The sequence below is a fragment of the Corallococcus sp. EGB genome (genome assembly GCF_019968905.1).
Classification (GTDB): Bacteria; Myxococcota; Myxococcia; order Myxococcales; family Myxococcaceae; genus Corallococcus.
Genome location: NZ_CP079946.1, coordinates 5,249,646 through 5,269,675, shown reverse-complemented (window position 1 = coordinate 5,269,675; position 20,030 = coordinate 5,249,646). Strand labels below are relative to the sequence as shown.

Below are 20,030 nucleotides of genomic sequence, written 5' to 3'. Positions count from 1 at the left end.
CGTGAGCTGGGTCAAGTCTGGGTACGACGTGGTCATCATTGGCAGCGGCCCGGGGGGCAGCACCCTGGCCCAGGGACTGGCGCGCCGTGATTGCAACGTGCTGGTGGTCGAGCAGGGGGAATACCTGAAGCCGGATCCCGCCCGGAGCGAGCAGCAGACGACGTTCATCGCGGACTACCAGCGGCGGGGAATCCGCTACAACGTGGGCGGCGAGTCCAAGTTCTACGGCGCGGCGCTCTACCGGCTGCGCGAGGACGACTTCCGCGCCAGGCCGACGGAGCATGGAGAGTCCACGGCCTGGCCTTTCTCCTACGCCGACCTGGAGCCCTATTACGACGAGGGCGAGCGGCTCTATTCGGTCCACGGCTCGCCGGAAGGCGATCCCTCCGAGCCGCCTCGCTCCAGGCCCTTTCCCTTCGGGCCCATCGAGCACGAGCCCTTCATCGCGGACGTGGTGAAGCGGCTCCAGGGCTGCGGCGTTCCCGTTGGCTACATCCCCAAGGGCGTGGACCGGGGGCCCCAGGGCCGGTGCGTCCTGTGCTCGACGTGTGACGGCTACTTCTGCCACCGCGACGCGAAGATGGACGCGGAGGTCGCCGCGCTGCGGCCCGCGCTCAAGACGGGCCGGGTGGACCTGTGCACGGGCACGGACTGCCTCAAGGTGCTGACCACGCCAGATGGCCGCCGCGCCACCGGAGTCCTGCTGCGCCGCGGAAGCGAGGAGGTCACCGTGCACGCGGACGTCGTCGTCGTGAGCGCGGGCGTCAGGGAGACTCCGCTGCTCCTCTGGCGTTCACGCAACGACGCGCATCCGAAAGGCATTGGGAACGCCCGGGGCGCGCTCGGCCGGTATCTGGCCGGTCACACGAGCGGCTTCATCTTCCCCTTCCTCGGCTTGCGCCCCATTCCGGAGCTCCACCAGAAGACCTTCGCCATCAACGCCTTCTATGGACCGGCGGAGGACTGGCCCTATCCGTTGGGCGTCATCCAGGCGACCGGCCAGATTCCCATCTGGCAGCACGTGCATCCGCTCACGGCCCCGTTCGTGAAGTTCGTCGCGCGCCGCAGCCTGGTGTGTCTGTTGATGACGGAGGCGGTGGGCACCCTGGAGTCAGGGTTTGACTTCGACGGGGAGGGGATCTCCCGGGTCCACCAGCCCAGGCCCAGCCGCGACACGTACCGGAAGCTGCGGCGGACCGCCGTCTCGCTGTTTCACAAGGCGGGGTTTCGCTGGGTTCACGCCTCCGAGCACTTCGATGCGCCCTGGCACACGGTCGGGACGGCGCGGATGGGGGTGGACCCCGCGACGTCGGTGTTGGATGCGGACTGCCGCGTCCATGGCACCGACAACCTGTATGTGCTGGACGCGTCCAGCATCCCCAGCGCGGGGGCGGTCAACACCACGCTCACCATCATCGCCCTGTCGCTCCGGGCCGCGGAGACCATCGCCCGGGGCCAGCGCGGGCCTCGCGTGGAGGTGGCGTGACGCCCGGTTTCAGCCCGCCCGTTTGCTCGCGGGCGGGGCCCCGGGCAGCAACTGCTCGAGGCTGGCCAGCGCTGCCTCCGCCTCGCGGAACCCATGGCCCATCCTCGCCAGCGCCCGGGCATGAGGCTCGCTTCCCACCACGGCGTCCAGCAGCGACAGCAGCGCGCCCGGCGTCAGGCGCTTCACGGAGCCCTGGACACCGAGCCCGTGGTGCACGACGAGCCGCGTGACCTCCGGCTGATCATCCTTCATGGGGAGCGCGACCATGGGGACGCCGAAGTAGATGCACTCCTTCACGCTGTTGAACCCGCCATGGGTGATCATCGCCGCGGCCTTGCGCAGCAACTGGAGCTGGGGCGCCTTCCGCACGGCCACCGTCCGCGCGGGCCCTCCGTCGAACTCCGCCGGGTCGAGCACGGTCCCCACGGCGAGGACGAACTGCCACTCCGGCCGCATCGCCGCCGCCTCGCGCACCGACCGCAGCACCTGACGGGCCAGGTCGGAGGAGGCCAGCGTGCCCAGGGAGAAGAAGATCAGGGGCCGGTCCTCCTGGAGCCGCTCCCAGGGGAACTCCGGCTCCTGGCGCTCCAGGTCGATGGCTGGCCCCAGGTGGAGCACCGGCGCGCGGCCGTCCGTGGGGACCAGCGTCGCGAACTCCCGGGGAAAGAGCACCACGTCCCGCAGCAGCGGGAGCCGGAAGGGAGGGAAGTCCACGGGCTCCATCGGGCAGCCGTGCTTGCGCGCCAACTGGCGGTGGAACTCCTGGAAGCGCGGCACCAGGCCCGCGCGTCCGAGCAGGAGCTCGAGCGGGCGCAGCACGGGCGCGAGCGCGCTGACGAGGGGCTTGCCGCGGCTCGTCGGCAGCAGGTGCACCAGGTGCTGGGGAAGGGTGGTGTTCAGCCGCGCTACGGGAACCCCGTGGCCATGGCACACGATGGGCAGGTCGATGACCCGGTCATCACAGAGCACGAGGTCCGGACGGAGGACGTCCAGCAGCCGGTCGTATTCGCCGTCCAGGGTGGCCTGGAGCACCGCGTTTCGGCGCTGGATGTGCTCCCGCGCCAGGACGCGCAGCTCGCGGCCGCGTGAATGGGCCGCCCTGGCTGTCATCTCCGCCACCAGCCCCTTGGGAAAGATGGACGTGAAGACAGGGACGAACTCAAAGCCTTCCCCCTGGAGCGCGGCCTCCACATCCGGCAGGGAGCAGTAGATCACCCGGTGCCCGCGGGCCCGGAGCATCTTCGCCAGCTTCAGGGTGGGGTTGATGTGCCCTGCGAGCGGAAGCGGCGCGAAGAGGATTGTGGCCATGCGGCCTCCGAGGTGTCCCGGCCGGAGGGGGCTCGCGGAAACCTGCGAACTTATACTGCGAGGGACAACACTCCGACAGTCCTGGTCCGTCCGTGGAGGAGAGGGGGCGCGCGTGTGTTCCTCCGCGCCGCGCCCCAGGGGCCGCGAAGAGTGCTCGCCCCGCATGACCGCTGCTCCACGGCCGGAGCGAAGCCTCGGCGTGGCGCGCCGCGCGGACGGAGCAGCCTCTTTCCCGCTTCAGTTCTCCAGCCGAGTGGATCTGGACCCTGGATGTCCTGATTCATTGCTTTCGCAATAAATCAAAACCTCTATTGGAAACTTGGAAATGCAGTTATTTCTAGCACTTGAATGAACTCGGTATCTGCTCGACCGTCGTCTATTTCAGGTTTTACCACGTCGCCTCCGTTCGCGTCTCTGGTGGACCTGCTGCGGCAGCGGGGCGCCGAGGTGGCTGGCGGCTCCCGATACACCTTCCTGGGGGACACGGGCGAAGTCGAGGCGTCCTGGACTCACGCCGAGCTGGACATGTCCGCGCGGCGCATCGCGGTGGCGCTGGCGGGCGTCGAGCCCGGCGCGCGGGCGGTGCTGCTGTATCCGCCGGGGCTCGACTACGTCGCGGGCTTCTTCGGCTGCCTCTACGCGGGGCTGGTGGCGGTGCCGGCGTATCCGCCGGATCCCTCGCGCCTGGAGCGCACGCTGCCCCGGTTGCGCGCCATCATCGAGGACTCGCGCGCGTCGGTGGTGCTGACCACGTCCTTCATCCTGTCGATGAAGGAGTTCCTCACGGAGCAGGCGCCGGAGCTGAACGGGCTGTTCTGGGCCGCCACGGATGCGCTGGATCCCGGAGGCGAGGACGGCTGGCGCCCGCCCGTGGCGCGCCCGGACACGCTGGCGTTCCTCCAGTACACGTCCGGCTCCACGGGGACTCCCAAGGGCGTGATGCTCACGCACGGCAACCTGTTGCACAACCTGGGCGCCATCCACCGCAGCTTCCGGGCGAGCGCCGACAGCGTGGGGGTCATCTGGCTGCCGCCGTACCATGACATGGGGCTCATCGGCGGCATCCTGGAGCCGCTGCACGGCGGGTTCCCGGTCGCGTTGATGTCGCCGCTCACGTTCCTGCGCCGCCCGCTCGTCTGGCTGGAGGCCATCTCCCAGTACCAGGGCACCATCAGCGGTGGCCCCAACTTCGCGTTCGATCTCTGCGCGCGGCGCATCTCCGAGGAGGACCGGGCGCGGCTGGACCTGTCCTCGTGGGACGTGGCCTTCTGTGGCGCGGAGCCCATCCGGACGGAGACGCTGGAGCGCTTCACCCGCGCCTTCGGGCCCCAGGGCTTCCGGGCCCCGTCGCTCTACCCCTGCTACGGACTTGCGGAAGGCACGCTGATCGCCACGGGAGTGGTGCAGGGCGCGGGCGCCTCGGCGCTCACGCTGGAGCCGGAGGCGCTGGCGCGGTCCCGGGCGGTGCGCGTGGAGCCAGGCACGCCGGGCGCGCGTGAGCTGGTCGGCTGTGGCCGGTCCGTGCCGGACCAGTCGTTGATCATCGTCGACCCGGAGGCGCGCGCGCCTCGCGCCGACGGTGAGGTGGGCGAGATCTGGCTGCGCGGCCCCAGCATCGCGCAGGGCTACTGGCAGCGGCCCGAGCCGACCGAGGAGGCCTTCCAGGCGCGGCTCGCGGGCACGGGCGAGGGCCCCTTCCTGCGCACGGGCGACCTGGGCTTCGTCGTGGACGGGGAGCTGTACGTCACCGGACGGCGCAAGGATCTCATCATCCTGCGTGGTCGCAACCACTACCCGCAGGACCTGGAGCTGACGGCGGAGCGCGCGCACCCGGCGATCCGCCCGGGCTCCGGGGCGGCGTTCAGCGTCGACGTCGCGGGCGAGGAGCGCCTGGTCCAGGTCCATGAGGTCAGCCTGCGCGACGGCGTGGACCTGGCGCCGGTGCTGGCGGCGGTGCGCCAGGCGCTCAGCGAGGAGCATGAGCTCCAGCCCCACGCGGTGCTCCTGGTGGAGCCGGGAAGCGTTCCGAAGACGTCCAGTGGGAAGATCCAGCGGCGCGCGTGCCGCGAGAGCTTCCTCGACGGCTCGCTGCGCGTCGTCACGCAGTGGAAGGAGGGCGGCGTGCTCGACGCGCGGGCGGACGTCCACGAGGACGCCGCGCCGGGGAGCACCGTCGAGTCGATGGGGGCCTGGCTGAGGAGCCAGGTCGCGGCCCGGCTGCGCGTCCGTCCCGAGGAGGTTTCCACCACGGAGCCCATCACCCGGCTGGGCCTGGATTCGCTGGCGGCGGTGGAGCTGAGCCACGACATCGAGAAGGGCCTGGGCGTCGTCCTCCCGATGGAGGCGCTGTTGCGGGGGCCCACCGTGGCGGAGCTGGCCGGACGGGTGCTCGCGCACCGCGCGGGCTCCGCAGCCCTGGCGCCGTTGGCGTTGGCGCCGCGCAACCGCGAGGAGATGCCCGCCCTGTCCTTCGCGCAGCAGCGGCTGTGGTTCCTGGATGCGCTCGTGCGCGGCAGCCCCGCGTATCACATCCCCGTCGCGGTCCGGCTGGTGGGAGCGCTCGACGTGCCGGCGCTTCAGTACGCGCTGGATGTGCTGGTGCGGCGCCACGAAACACTGCGCACGACCTTCGTCTCACGCGACGGCGTTCCCGCGCAGCGCATCCACGCCGACCTCCCAGTGACGTTGGCGCGGGTGGACGTGAGCGGGCGGGAGGACCGGGCGGAGGAGACGGCGCGGCTGGCCCGGGAGGAGGCGGTGCGTTCCTTCGACCTGGAGAAGGGGCCGCTGATGCGGGCCCTGCTGGTGAAGGAGGGGGAAGGGGAGCATGTGCTGGTGGTGGTGATGCACCACATCGTGTCGGACGGCTGGTCGATGGGCGTGATGGTGCGTGAGGTCGGGAGGGCGTACGAGGCGAAGGTGAAGGGGGCCGAGGGGAAAGAGGACGCGCTGGAGGTGCAGTACGCGGACTGGGCGGCGTGGCAGCGGGAGTGGCTGGAAGGCGGAGCGCTGGAGGAGCAGTTGGGGTGGTGGAGGGAGCGGCTGGCGGGGGCGCCCGCGGCGCTGGAGCTGCCCACCGACAAGCCCCGGCCGGTGAACCCCACATTCCGTGCCCACACCGTGGACGCCAGCCTGTCGCGACCGCTGTCTGACGCGGTGAAGGAGCTGGCGCGCAAGGAAGGCGTGACGCCGTTCATGGTGCTGCTGGCGGCGTGGCAGGTGGTGCTGGCGAGGCACGCGGGGCAGGACGACGTGAGCGTGGGAACGCCGATCGCGGGGAGGCAGCGAGCGGAGACGGAGGGGCTGATCGGCTTCTTCGTGAACACGCTGGTGCTGCGGACGAGGGTGGAGGGAGGAGGGAGCTTCCGGGAGCTGCTGGGGCAGGTGAGGGAGACGACGCTGGGAGCGTACGCGCACCAGGACGTGCCGTTCGAGAAGCTGGTGGAGGCGTTGCAGCCGGCGCGGGATCTCTCACGGCACCCGCTGTTCCAGGTGATGCTCGCCTTCCAGCAGGACTCGCTGCCCGAGCTGAAGCTGCCGGGGCTGGCCCTGCGGGCGGTGCCGCTGGACTCCGGCGCGGTGAAGTTCGACCTGTCGCTGAACCTGTCCGAAACCGCGGAGGGCTTCACCGGCACGCTGATCAGCGCCGCCGACCTCTTCCACCGCGCGAGCACCGAGCGGATGGTCCGGCACTGGCACACCCTGCTGGAGGCGGCCACGGTCCAGCCCGGAACGCGCGTGGACGCGCTGCCGCTCCTGGACGACGAGGCGCGCCGTTCGGTGCTGGAGGCCTGGCCCGATGAGCGGCTGGAGGCGGGTGACGACTCCTGCCTGCATGCGCTCTTCGAGGCGCAGGCGGCCCGCGTGCCGGACGCCGTGGCGGTGGTGGGCGGAGGCCAGTCGCTGACGTACCTGGCGCTGGACGCGGGCGCGAACCAGCTCGCGGGAGCGCTGCGCGCGATGGGCGTGGGCCCTGATACCCGAGTGGGCCTCTGCGTGGACCGGCGCGCCGACGCGATGCGCGGTCTGCTGGGCATCCTCAAGGCGGGCGGCGCCTACGTGCCGCTGGACCCCGCGAACCCTGGCGAGCGGTTGCGCCTGATGCTCGACGAGGCGCAAGTGGACGTGGTGGTGACGCTCCGCGAGCTGGCCTCGCGCTTCGATGGCCACCCCGGCCGGATCGTGCTCCTGGACGGTGGGGACGCGCCGTTCGCGGCATTCCCGGCGGAGGCGCCGCCCGCCCGTGGCGCGGTGCCGTCGAACCTGGCCTACGTCATCTTCACCTCGGGCTCCACGGGTCGGCCTCGCAGCGTGGGCATCGAGCACCGCCAGATCGTGCGCTACGTGCGCGGTCTCGTTCGGCGCCTGGGCCTGACGCCGGGCGCGTCATTCGCGTCCGTCTCCACGCTGGCGGCGGACCTGGGGCACACCGCGCTCTTCCCGACGCTGGCCCAGGGCGGAACCCTGCACCTGGTGGACACCGAGACTGCGTCCGACCCGGCGGCGCTGGGCGCGTATTTCACCCGGCACGGTGTCGAGGGGTTGAAGATCGTCCCGTCGCACCTGCGGGCGCTGCTGGCGTCGGAGTCGCCGGAGCGGCTGTTGCCCCGCCGCTGGCTGGTGCTCGGCGGCGAGTCGTCCGATTGGGCGCTCGTGGATCAGGTGCGTTCGCGGGTGCCGGGCTGCGCGGTGTTCAACCACTACGGCCCCACGGAGACCACGGTGGGCGTGCTCACGCTGCCAGCCTCCGCGCTGGCGCTGGAGGATCGCCCGGTCGTCGTCCCGCTGGGCCGGCCGCTGCCGGAGGTGCGTGCCTACGTCCTGGACGCGGGGCTGCGCCCGGTGCCCCCGGGCGTCGCGGGTGGGCTCTACATCGCGGGCGGCACGGTGGGCCGGGGGTACCTGGGCCGGCCGGAGCTGACCGCCGAACGCTTCATCCCGTCGCCGTTCGCGAAGGCGCCAGGCGAGCGCATGTACCGCACGGGTGACCGTGCGCGGCTGGGACCGGATGGCGCCATCGTGTTCCTGGGCCGCGAGGACGACCAGCTCAAGGTGCGCGGCTTCCGCGTGGAGCCCGGCGAGGTGGAGGCGGTGCTCAAGCAGCACCCGGCCATCCGCGAGGCGGTGGTGGTCGTTCGCGACGCGAACGGCGGGGAGCGGCGGCTCGTGGCGTACGCCGTACCGGCCTCCGGCGGGCAGCTGGCCCCCGACCTCCTCAAGACGTTCCTGGAGGAGCGGCTGCCGTCGTACCTGGTGCCTTCCGCGGTGGTCGTGCTGGAGACCCTGCCGCTGACCCCCAACGGCAAGGTGGACCGTCGCGCCTTGCCGGAGCCGGCCGCGCTCGCGCGCGCGGAGCCCGCCGCGCCGGGGACCCCCTACGAGGCGCTGCTCGCCTCCGTGTGGTCGCAGGTGCTGGGCGTGAGCGACGTGGGGCCTGGCGATGACTTCTTCGAGCGCGGGGGACACTCGCTGCTGGCCACCCGGGCGGTGTCCCGCATCCGGTCGGTCTTCCAGGTGGACCTGCCCCTGCGCGCGTTGTTCGAGACGCCCAAGCTGGGCGCGCTCGCGAGGCGGCTGGAGGCGTTGTCGCGCACGGGCGCGGATGCCGTGCGGCCCCCGGTCGTCTCCGTGCCTCGGGACCGGCCGCTGCCGCTGTCGTTCGCGCAGCAGCGCTTGTGGTTCCTCGACCGGCTGGAGCCAGGCAACGCGCTCTACAACGTGCCCGCCATGCTCTGGTTGGAAGGGGCGCTCGATGCCGAGGCCCTGGAGCGCTCCCTGGCGGAGATCCTCCAGCGCCACGAGGTCCTGCGCACGACCTTCCACGAGACGCCGGACGGCGCGTTCCAGCGCGTCGCGCCGGCGCCTGCACGCGCGCTGACGCACGTCGACCTGCGTGACGCCGGCCCGGATGGGCGCGATGCGCGGGCCCGTGCGTGGGCGCGCGAGGAAGCGTCGCGGCCCTTCGACCTGGTCGGGGGCCCGCCCGTGCGCATGTCGCTGCTGGCGCTGGAAGACGACCGGCACGTGCTGGTGCTGGTGCTGCACCACATCGTCGCGGACGGCTGGTCGCTGGGCGTGCTCGTCCGGGAGCTGGGCGCGCTGTACGGCGCCTTCACGCGCGGCGCTGCTTCAGGTCTGCCGGAGCTCACCGTGCAGTACGCCGACCACGCCGTATGGCAGCGCGGCTGGCTCCAGGGAGAGGTGCGGGAGGCGCAGCTCTCCTGGTGGCGCGAGCAGCTCCACGACGCGCCCCGGGTGCTGGACCTGCCCCTGGCCCGCCACCGTCCGAAGGTGCGCACGTCGCAGGGGGCCCAGGCCACGCACGTGCTGCCTCGCGCCACCGCGGAGGCCGTGCGGCAGCTCGCGCTGCGCGAGGGCGCCACGCCGTTCATGGTGCTGATGGCGGCCTTCCAGGCGCTGCTGCACCGCTACACCGGCCGCACCGACCTGCTGGTGGGCACGGACATCGCGAACCGGCACCACGCGGAGACCGAGGCCCTGGTCGGCTTCTTCGTCAACCAGGTGGTGCTTCGCACCCGCCCCACGCCGGTGCTGCCGTTCCGGGCATTGCTGGGCCAGGTGCGCGAGGCCGCGCTGGGCGCCTATGCCCACCAGGACCTGCCCTTCGAGGAGTTGGTGCGCGACCTGAACCCGGAGCGCAGCCTGGGCGCGTCGCCGCTGTTCCAGGTCAAGCTCATCTTCCAGAACGCGCGTGACGCGGAGCTGTCGTTGCCAGGCGTGTCCCTTCGGGTGGAGTCCATTGACCCGGGCGCGTCGAAGTTCGACCTCACCGTGGCCTTCAGTGACACGGCGGAAGGCCTGTCCGGCCTCTGGGAGTACAGCACCGACCTCTTCGACGCGGCGACGGTGGCGCGCATGCAGGAGCACCTGCGCACGCTGCTGGAAGGCGCCCTGGCCCGGCCCGACAGCGCGCTGGAGGCGCTGCCGCTGCTCACGAAGGCGGAGCGGGCCCAGGTCCTGGGGGCCTGGAACACGGCGTCGCTTCCCTTCGGTGGGCCCTCGCGGGTCCACCGCCGCTTCGAGGCCGTGGTCGCGGCCCGCGGTGGCGAGCCGGCGCTGCGCTTCGAGGGACAGGAGGTGAGCTACCGCGAGCTGGAGGCGCGGTCCAACGTGCTCGCTCGCCACCTGCGGGCGCAGGGCGTGGGGTTGGAGACGCGCGTGGGCATCTGTCTGGAGCGCTCGCCGGAGCTGGTGGTCGCGATGCTGGCAACGCTCAAGGCCGGTGGCGCCTTCGTGCCGTTGGATCCGGCATACCCGAGTGACCGCCTGAACTTCATGCTCCAGGACTCCTCGGTGCCCGTCGTGGTGACCCGTTCGGAGCTCGCGGACGAGCTGCCGGCGACGGGCGCCCACCTCGTGTGCCTGGACGAGGACGCCGCCCGGTTGGGGCGGCTGCCGGCGACGCCGCTGGAGGACGCGGGCGCGGCCGGACACCTGGCGTACGTCATCTACACTTCGGGCTCCACGGGCAGGCCCAAGGGCACGCTGCTGACGCATGGAGGCCTCTGCAATACGGCCGTAGCGGTGGGCCGCGCGCACGGCGTCCACCCGGACAGCCGCGTGCTGCAGTTCGCCTCCAGCAGCTTCGACGCGGGCGTGTGCGAGGTCTTCTCCACGCTCCTGTCCGGTGCGTGCCTGGTCCTCGCGCCGAGGGATGCGCTGCTGCCGGGGCCCGCGCTGGAGCGGACGCTGACGGAGCAGGCCATCACCACCGTGACGCTGACGCCGTCGGTGCTCGCGCAGCAGTCGCCGGAGGGGCTCGCGACGCTCAGGACCGTCATCTCCGCGGGCGAGGCCTGCCCTCCGGAGGTGGTGCGGCGCTGGTCGCAGGGCCGCCGCTTCATCAACGCCTATGGCCCCACGGAGATCACCGTGTGCGCCACGTTGACGGATCAGCCGCTGTCGGCGGACCGGGTGACCATTGGCGGGCCGCTGGCCAACGTGAGCGTGTACGTCCTGTCCCCGGCGCTCGAGCCGGTCGCGCCGGGCGTCCCGGGCGAGCTGTACGTGGGAGGCGCGGGCGTGGGCCGTGGCTATCTGGGCCTCCCGTCGCTCACCGCGGAGCGCTTCCTGCCCGACCCCTTCGCCCCCGAGCCGGGCGCGCGCATGTACCGCACGGGCGACCGGGTGCGCTGGCTGGAGAGCGGGGCCCTGGAGTTCCTGGGCCGTTCGGACACGCAGGTGAAGGTGCGCGGCTTCCGCGTCGAACTGGAGGAGGTGGAGGCCGTGCTGGGCGCGCAGTCCGGCGTCCAGGCCGCGGCGGCGACGGTGCGCGAGGAGGCGTCCGGAGTGCGCCGGCTGGTGGGCTACGTGGTGCCCTTCGAGGGCGCGGCCCCTGACGAAGCGTCGCTGCGCGAAGGGCTGCGGCGGCGTCTGCCGGAGCACATGGTGCCGTCGGCGTTCGTGGTGCTGGACGCGCTGCCGCTGTCGCCCAACGGAAAGGTGGACCGGAGCGCGCTGCCGGAGCTCGGTGGACGCCTGGCGCGCGAGGAGGCCCCGTTCGCGGAGCCCTCCACGCCCGCGGAGCGGCTGCTCGCGTCGCTCTGGCAGCAGATCCTCCGCGTGGAGCGGGTGGGGGCGGACGACAACTTCTTCGAGCTGGGCGGCGACTCCATCATCAGTCTCCAGGTCGTCGCGCAGGCGCGGCGGGCCGGACTGGCGCTGACGCCCAAACAGCTCTTCGAGCACCAGAAGCTGCGCGATCTGGCGGCGGCGGCCACGTTGGAGGCCGCGCCGGAGGCCACCCACGCCGGCCCGGTGAGCGGGACCGTGCCGCTCACCCCCATCCAGCGCTGGTTCCTGGAGCAGAACTCGCCCGCGCCGGAGCACTACAACCAGGCGGTGCTGTTGTCAGCGCGCGAGCCCCTGGACGCGGGGCTCGTCGAGGCGGCGCTGTGGGCGCTCTGGCGGCACCACGACGCGCTCCGGCTGCGCTTCACCCGCTCGTGCGAGGGATGGTCGCAGCAGCACGGATCACCCGATGAGGCGGTCACCTTCCTCGTGCGCGAGGACCTGTCCGGCCTGCCCGAGGCCGCGCGCGAGGCGCGGCTGGAGCAGGTGGCCACCCGCGTCCAGGGCAGCCTGGAGCTGGGCTCGGGGCCGCTCATGCGCGCGGTGCTCTTCACGATGGGCGCGGGGCAGCCCGCCCGGCTGCTCTGGGTCATCCACCATCTCGTGGTGGACGGCGTGTCCTGGCGCACGCTGCTGGAGGACTTCGAGTCCGCCTACCTTGCGCTGCGCGACGGACTGGCGCCCGCGCTGCCTGCGCGCACCACGTCGTTCAAGACGTGGGCGGAGCGGCTGGAGGCCCACGCCGCGACGGACGCGGTCGCCGCGGAAGGCGAGGTCTGGGCCACCCAGGCGCGCGTGCCCGTGGAGCCTCTGCCGCAGGACGGCCCCGGCGGCGAGAACACCGTGGCCTCCGCGCGGACGGTGGCGGTGGAGTTGGACGCGCAGACGACCCGCCTGCTGCTGCGCGAGGCACCCACGGCGTGGCGCGCGCGCGTGGACGAGCTGTTGCTGGCCGCGGTCGCGCGGGCGCTGGGCCAGGTCCTGCGCGTGGGCCGCGTGCGCGTCACGCTGGAGGGGCACGGCCGCGACGTGGCGCTGCCCGGCGTGGACGTGTCGCGCACCGTGGGCTGGTTCACCGCGGCGTACCCGGTGGTGCTGGACGTGGCGGGCCACGGCTCGGAGGGGGCCCTGCTGCGCGCCGTGCGTGACTCGGTGCGGACGGTGTCTGGCCGGGGCGCTTCCTACGGCTTGCTGCGCCACCTGCGCGCGGACGACCTCTCGCGCGAGCTGGGCGCGTGGCCCGCGCCCCCGGTGGCCTTCAACTACCTGGGGCAGTTCGACGGCCTGGCTTCGGGGCTGACGCTGCTGGAGCCCGCGAACGGGAGCACGGGGTTGGCGAAGGCCCCCTGTGCCCTCCGCACGGAGGTGCTGTCGGTGGGGGCGCGCGTCTTGAACGAGCGCCTGCGCCTGGAGTGGACCTACAGCGAGCACCTGCACCAGCGCGCCACGGTGGAGGCGCTGGCTGGCGCGAGCCTGGAGACGGTGCGGGCCCTGGTGGCCCTGCGCGCCACGCCGGACGCCCTGCGCTACACGCCGGCGGACTTCCCGCTGGCGAACCTGTCCGCGGACGCGCTCGAGCGCATCCTGCCGCCCGGCGTGGCGGTGGATGACGTGTATCCGCTGTCCCCGCTCCAGGAGGGCTTGCTCTTCCACGGAATCCTGTCGCCGGAGTCGGGGGCGTACTTCGAACAGGTGAGCTGTTCGTTCCACGCGCCCCTGAACGTGCAGGCCTTCCACCGCGCGTGGCAGGAGGCCGTGGCGACCGAGCCGGTGCTGCGCACCGCGTTCCGGTGGGAAGGGCTGGAGCGGCCCCTGCAGGTGGTGCTCGCCCGGGCCGAGCTGCCCTGGCGCGAGCTGGACTGGCGCGGCCTGTCTCCCGAGGAGCAGGAGGCACGGCTCATGGCCCTCCGGGCGGAGGACCGGGCGCGGGGCCTGGAGCTCACGCACGCGCCGCTCATGCGCATGTCGCTCATCCGCGTGGACGCGCGCGTGCATCACCTGGTGTGGAGCTTCCACCACCTGCTGATGGACGGCTGGAGCGTGGGCCTGCTCCTGCGGCGCATCTTCTCCCTGTACGAGGCCTTCGGTCAGGGCCGCTCGCTGCCCCGCGGCGGCGGCGCGACCTTCCGCGACTACATCGCGTGGTTGCAGCGGCAGGACCTGGGCCGCGCGGAGCGCTACTGGCGCGACGCGCTGGCGGGCCTCACCCAGCCCACGCCGCTGCCCGAGGACCGGGGCGCGGCGCACGCGAGCGACTCGCGGATGCTGCGGCGGCTGTCCCTGTCGGGCGCCGTGACGTCGGCGCTCCAGGAGTTCGCGCGCCAGCAGCAGGTCACCCTCAACACGCTGGTGCAGGCGGCGTGGGGCCTGATGCTCGGGCGCTGCGCGGGGCTGGAGGACGTCGTCTTCGGCGCGACGGTGTCCGGCCGCCCGCCGGAAGTCGAAGGCGTCGAGTCCACGGTGGGCCTGCTGATCAACTCCCTGCCGGTCCGGGTCCGGATGCCGGCGGACGCGGTGCTGGGCCCGTGGCTCCAGGCGTTCCAGCAGCGGCAGGCGGAGCAGCGGCAGTTCGAGTTCAGCCCGCTGGTGCAGGTGCAGGGCTGGAGCGGGCTGTCGCGCGGGGCTTCCCTCTTCGAGGCGCTGCTCGTGTTCGAGAACTACCCGCTCGACTCGGCGGTGTGGGAGTGGGCGCGGGACCTGGAGGTCCGAGGCTTCGTGGTGAGCGAGTGGACGAACTACCCGCTCACCTGCGTCGTCGTCCCGGGCCGGGAGCTGGAGCTGAAGCTGCTGCATGACGTGGGCCGCTTTGCGCCGGAGTCCGCGGACGCGATGCTGCGGCACCTGGCCACGCTGCTGGAGTCCTTCGTGTCGCACGCGGAGGCGCGGCTGGACGCGCTGCCCATGCTGTCCGCCGCGGAGCGCCAGCAGGTGCTCGCCTGGGGCCAGCCCCGGGCCCCGGCGTTCGAGCACGCGCCGAACGTGCACCAGCGCTTCGAGTCCTGGGCCGCGAAGACCCCGGACGCCGTGGCGGTGACGTACGAGGGGGAGTCGCTGACATATGGCGAGCTGAACCGGCGGGCGAACCAGCTCGCGCACCACCTGCGCAAGCAGGGCGTGGGGCCCGAGGTTCGCGTGGGCCTGTGCGTGGAGCGCTCACTGGAGATGCTGGTGGGCCTGCTCGCCATCCTCAAAGCGGGTGGCACGTACGTCCCGCTGGATCCCTCCTATCCCCCGGAGCGCCTCGCCTTCCTGTTGGAGGACGCGGACGTGCCGCTGCTGCTCACGCAGGCGCGGCTGGTCCCGACGCTGCCGGCGGACCGTCCCGTGTTCCGGCTGGACTCGGACTGGGACCAGGTTGCCAGAGCGCCCACGCATGATCTGGCGCCCACGGCGACGCCAGAGCACGGCTGCTACGTCATCTACACCTCGGGCTCGACGGGCAGGCCCAAGGGCATGCAGATCGATCACGCCCGGGTGACGCGGCTCTTCACCGCGACAGCGCCGTGGTTCTCCTTCGGCCCGGACGAGGTGTGGACGCTGTTCCACTCGTACGCGTTCGACTTCTCCGTCTGGGAGATCTGGGGCGCGCTCATCCATGGCGCGCGGCTGGTCATCGTCCCGTACCTGGTGAGCCGGTCGCCGGAGTCCTTCCGCGCGCTGGTCCATGACGAAGGCGTGACGGTGCTCAACCAGACGCCGTCCGCGTTCCTCCAGTTCGTGCAGGCGGACGCGGCCCGGGCCTCGGGGGCGTCGAGCCTGCGGTGGATCATCTTCGGTGGCGAGACGCTGGAGTTCTCCAGCCTCCGGGCCTGGTTCGAGCGGCACGGCGACGCGCGGCCGAAGCTTGTGAACATGTACGGCATCACGGAGACGACGGTCCACGTGACCTACCGTCCGTTGACGGCCCAGGACGCTGCCGGCGCGCAGCCCAGCAGCGTGGGCGTGCCCATCCCGGACCTCCAGGTGTACGTGCTGGACGCGCGCGGCGAACTGGCGCCCGCGGGCGTCCCGGGCGAGCTGTTCGTGGGCGGTGAAGGTCCCGGCCGGGGCTACCTGAAGCGGCCCGCGCTGACCGCGGAGCGCTTCGTGCCGGATCCGTTCTCCGGCCGCTCCGGTGCGCGGCTGTACCGCACGGGCGACCTGGGCCGCTGGCGCTCCACGGGCGAGCTGGAGCACCTGGGCCGCATCGACCAGCAGGTGAAGCTGCGCGGCTTCCGCATCGAGCTGGGAGAGATCGAAGCCGCGCTGCGTGCCCAGCCGAGCGTGCGCGACGCGGTGGTGCTGGTGCGGACGGTGTCCGGCGACGCGCGGCTCGTGGGTTACGTGACGGCGCGGGAGGGAGCGCGCGTGGACCCGTGGGAGCTGCGGCGCGTGCTGCGCGACCGGCTGCCCGACTACATGGTGCCGCAGGCGATCGTTCCCCTGGCGTCGTTCCCCCTCACGTCTCACGGCAAGCTGGCGCGGGAGGCCCTGCCGCTGCCGGAGACGGTGGAGGCGGGCGAATCCTCGTCCACGGACACCGCGCCGAGGACGCCCACCGAGGAGCTGCTGGCGGGCATCTGGGCGTCGGTGCTCGGCGTGGCCCGGGTGGGCCGCGACGACGACTTCTTCGAGCTGGGAGGCCACTCGCTGCTGGCGACGCAGGTGGTGTCGCGGCTGCACACGGTGTTCCCGGTGAAGGTGCCGCTGCGGGAGCTCTTCGAGCACCCCACGGTGGCCATGCTGGGGCAGTGGCTGGACGCGGCGCTCGGCGCGCGGACGGGAGCCGAGGCCCTGGCCCGCATTCCGCCGCGTTCCCGCAGCGAAGGGGAGCCCCTGCCGCTGTCCTTCGCGCAGCAGCGTCTTTGGTTCCTGGACCGGCTCATGCCGGGAAGCGCCGCCTACAACATCCAGGCCGCGCTGCGGCTGAAGGGGCCGCTGGACGTGGTCGCGCTGGAGCAGGCGTTCACGTTCGCCGTCCAGCGACATGAAGCGCTCCGAACGACCTTCGGATCCGTGGACGGCCGTCCGTTCCAGCGCATCGCCACCGATGCATCCTTCGCGCTGCGGACGGTGGACGTGAGCGGGAGGGAAGACCGTGCGCGGGAGACCGCGCGGGTCGCGGAGGAGGAGGCGCAACGGCCGTTCGACCTGGAGAAGGGGCCGCTGCTGCGGGCGTTGGTGGTGAAGGAGGGGGAAGGGGAGCACGTGCTGGTGGTGGTGATGCACCACATCGTGTCGGACGGCTGGTCGATGGGCGTGATGGTGCGTGAGGTCGGGAGGGCGTACGAGGCGAAGGTGAAGGGGGCCGAGGGGCGAGAGGAAGCGCTGGAGGTGCAGTACGCGGACTGGGCGGCGTGGCAGCGGGAGTGGCTGGAAGGCGGAGCGCTGGAGGAGCAGTTGGGGTGGTGGAGAGAGCGGCTGGCGGGAGCGCCCGCGGCGCTGGAGCTACCCACCGACAAGCCCCGGCCCGTCGTGCCTTCTGCCGCGGGTGCGAGCCTGGACGTGCGTCTGCCGCGGCCGTTGTCGGAGGCAGTGAAGGCGCTGGCGCGCAAGGAAGGCGTGACGCCATTCATGGTGCTGCTGGCGGCGTGGCAGGTGGTGCTGTCGAGGCACGCGGGGCAGGACGACGTGAGCGTGGGAACGCCGATCGCGGGGAGGCAGCGAGCGGAGACGGAGGGGCTGATCGGCTTCTTCGTGAACACGCTGGTGCTGCGGACGAGGGTGGAGGGAGGAGGGAGCTTCCGGGAGCTGCTGGGGCAGGTGAGGGAGACGACGCTGGGAGCGTACGCGCACCAGGACGTGCCGTTCGAGAAGCTGGTGGAGGCGTTGCAGCCGGCGCGGGATCTCTCACGGCACCCGCTGTTCCAGGTCCTGTTCACGCTCCAGAACACGCCCGTGACGCCGTGGGCGGTGCCGGACCTTTCGGCGGAGCCGTATGCGCTGTCGCGTCAGGCGTCGAAGTTCGATCTCGCGCTTTCCCTCACGGATCAGGAGGACGGCTTCGCGGGCTCGGTGGAGTACAGCACGGACCTGTACGAGGAGCGGACGGTCCGCCGGTGGATGGAGAGCTACGAGCGAGTGGTGAAGGCGCTGGTGGAGAAGCCCGAGCAGCGGGTGGGGGAGGTGGAATGGATGGGGTTGGAGGAGCGCCGGCGTGTGGTGGAGGAGTGGAACCGGACGGAGAAGGCGTACGGCGGGAAGGAGCAGTGCGGGCACGAAGTCTTCGAGGCGGTGGTGGACGCGACGCCAGAAGCGGAGGCGGTGAGGACGAGGGAAGGAGGGGTGAGGTACCGGGAGGTGGAGGAGAGGGCGAACCAACTGGCGCACCAGCTGAGGGGGCTGGGAGTGGGGCCGGAGGTGAGGGTGGGGCTGCTGGTGGAGCGGTCGGTGGAGTGGGTGGTGGGGATGATGGCGGTGCTGAAGGCGGGAGGAGCCTTCGTGCCGGTGGACGTGACGCTGCCGGCGCTGCGGGTGGGCGAGCTACTGGAAGAGTCCGGCGTCGCGCTGGTGCTGACGTCGCAGCGCCACGCGGCGCTCATTCCCAATCCGCACACGCCCGTGGTCCTCATGGATACGGACGCGGTGCAGCTGGCGAAGCAGTCCAAGACACGCCCCACGAAGACCGTTTCGCCGCAGTCGCTGGCGTACGTGCTGTACACGTCGGGAAGCACGGGGAAGCCGAAGGGCGTGATGGTGCGGCACGGAGGCCTGGCGAACATGGCGCACGCGGTGGCCGAAGCGCATGGCGTGAAGCCGGAGGACCGGGTGCTGCAATTCGCCTCGCCGGGCTTCGACGCGTCGGTGGCGGAGGTCTTCTCGACGCTGGCGGCCGGGGCGAGCGTGTGCGTGGCGCCGCGCGAAGCGCTGATGCCGGGAGGGGCGCTGGAAGCGACGGTGAAGGAGTTGGGCGCGACGGTGGCGACGCTGACGCCCTCGGTGCTGGGGCAGGTGGAGGACGGAGGGCTGGAAGGGCTGCGCACGCTCATCTCCGCGGGGGAGGCGGTGTCGCCCGGGTTGGTGCGCAAGTGGAGCGAAGGGCGGCGGATGCTCAACGGGTATGGCCCGACGGAGGTGACGGTGTGCGCGAGCGTGGCGGCGTCACTGAAGGCGGAGCGGGTAACGGTGGGCAGGCCGCTGGGGAACGTGCGGCTGTACGTGCTGGACGAGGCGCAGCGGCCGGTGGGGGTGGGGGTGGTGGGAGAGTTGTACGTGGGAGGCGCGGGGCTGGCGCGGGGCTACCTGGGGCAGCCCGGGCTGACAGCGGAGCGCTTCGTCCCGGATGGCTTCAGCGGTGAGGCGGGAGGCCGGCTGTACCGGACGGGGGATTTGGTGCGGTGGGGCGAGGAGGGGGAGGTGGAGTACGTGGGCCGGCGAGACGGGCAGGTGAAGGTGCGGGGGATGAGGTTGGAGGTGGGGGAGGTGGAGGGAGTGCTGGGGACGCACCCCGGGGTGAAGCAGGTGGCGGTGGTGGCGAGGAAGGAGGCCGGGGGGACGAAGCTGTGGGCGTACGTGGTGGGGGAGGTGGAGGCGGGCGCGCTGAGAGAATGGCTGCGCGAGCGGGTGCCGGAGCACATGGTGCCGGTGGCGTACGGGAGGCTGGAGGCGCTGCCGCTGACGGCGAGCGGGAAGGTGGACCGGGCGAAGCTGCCCGCGCTGACGGCGGAGGCCACGCCGCGCGCGCAAGCCTTCGTACCTCCGACGACGGAGCTGGAGCGGAGCCTCACGGCCCTCTGGCAGGAAGTGCTCGGCGTCGAGCGTGTCGGCCTGGAGGACCGGTTCTTCGACCTCGGCGGCAACTCGCTGACGCTGGTGCAACTGCACAGCCGGATGCGCGGGCTCCTGAAGGTCGAGGTGCCGCTCGCGGAGCTGTTCCAGTACTCGAGCATCGCGGCGCTGGTGGCGCGTGTCCGGGATCGCTCGGAGCCAGCGGATGCGCCGGATGAGGCCGCCACGGTGGAGGAGTTCGCGCAGCGCCGGGCGCGCGCCGGTCAGCGCCGGCGGGTCCGGCAGCAGCTCGAAGTGATGACGCAGGAGGATGCCGATGAGTGAGCAGGCCGAAGCCTCGGAGGAAGCCGTCGCCATCGTCGGCATGAGTGGCCGTTTCCCTGGCGCGGCGAGCGTGGACGCGCTCTGGCGCAACGTGCGGGACGGCGTGGAGTCCTTCGTCGCGCTCGACGACAGCGACCTGGAGGCGGCTGGCGTGGACCCGGCGCTCTCCTCCCGGCAGGGCTACGTCCGCGCGGCCTATCCGCTGGAGGGCGTGGACACGTTTGACGCGGCCTTCTTCGGCATGAGTCCGCGCGCGGCGGAGCTCCTCGACCCGCAGCATCGGCTCTTCCTCGAGTGCGCCTGGGAGGCGCTGGAGCATGCGGGCTATGACGCCGAGTCCTGGCCCAAGGCGGTGGCCCTGTTCGCCGGCACCGGCGCGCCCGCGTACCTCTACTCGCAGCTGATCCCCCAGCGGGAGCTGCTCGGGGCGGTCGGCACGTACCAGGTGGGCATCAGCAACGAGAAGGACTTCCTTCCCACTCGCGTCGCGCACAAGCTGGGCCTGCGGGGGCCGTGTGTCGCCGTGCAGACCGCGTGCTCTTCGTCGCTCGTGGCCGTCCACCTGGCCTGCCAGTCCCTGCTGTCGGGCGAGTCCAGCCTGGCGCTCGCGGGC

General features: G+C 72.2%; 4 protein-coding genes (1 of these 4 only partly in view). 3 read left to right on the top strand and 1 reads right to left on the bottom strand.

Annotated elements, in window-relative coordinates; translation table 11 throughout:
• Window position 1: 1 nt before the first annotated feature.
• Window positions 2-1,486, top strand: a complete 1,485-nt coding sequence (locus tag KYK13_RS21705; protein ID WP_223632384.1) for a GMC oxidoreductase — start codon at window positions 2-4, stop codon at window positions 1,484-1,486.
• 9 nt (window positions 1,487-1,495) lie between these two features.
• On the opposite strand, the gene KYK13_RS21700 is transcribed toward KYK13_RS21705, so the two are convergent.
• Entirely contained in the window at window positions 1,496-2,794 is a 1,299-nt protein-coding gene (locus KYK13_RS21700; RefSeq protein WP_223632382.1) for a glycosyltransferase, read from the bottom strand.
• Window positions 2,795-3,211: 417 nt separating this feature from the next.
• On the opposite strand from KYK13_RS21700, the gene KYK13_RS21695 reads away from it, so the two are divergent.
• Together KYK13_RS21695 and KYK13_RS21690 are read left to right on the top strand one after the other, a co-directional pair.
• Entirely contained in the window at window positions 3,212-19,417 is a 16,206-nt protein-coding gene (locus KYK13_RS21695; RefSeq protein WP_255653948.1) for a non-ribosomal peptide synthase/polyketide synthase, read from the top strand.
• A protein-coding gene (locus KYK13_RS21690) for a type I polyketide synthase (RefSeq protein WP_223632378.1) crosses the window boundary here: on the top strand, window positions 19,410-20,030 show its 5' end (the start). The gene runs 3,936 nt beyond the window's last position; only the first 621 of its 4,557 coding nucleotides appear in the window; it begins with the start codon at window positions 19,410-19,412; its stop codon lies beyond the right edge, outside the window. Before KYK13_RS21695 ends, KYK13_RS21690 begins: the two co-directional genes overlap by 8 nt.

What these genes read in the sequence shown, in the direction of transcription:
- KYK13_RS21700 (WP_223632382.1), bottom strand. Translation starts at nt 2,794, where the DNA reads ATGGCCACAATCCTCTTCGCGCCGCTTCCGCTCGCAGGGCACATCAAC.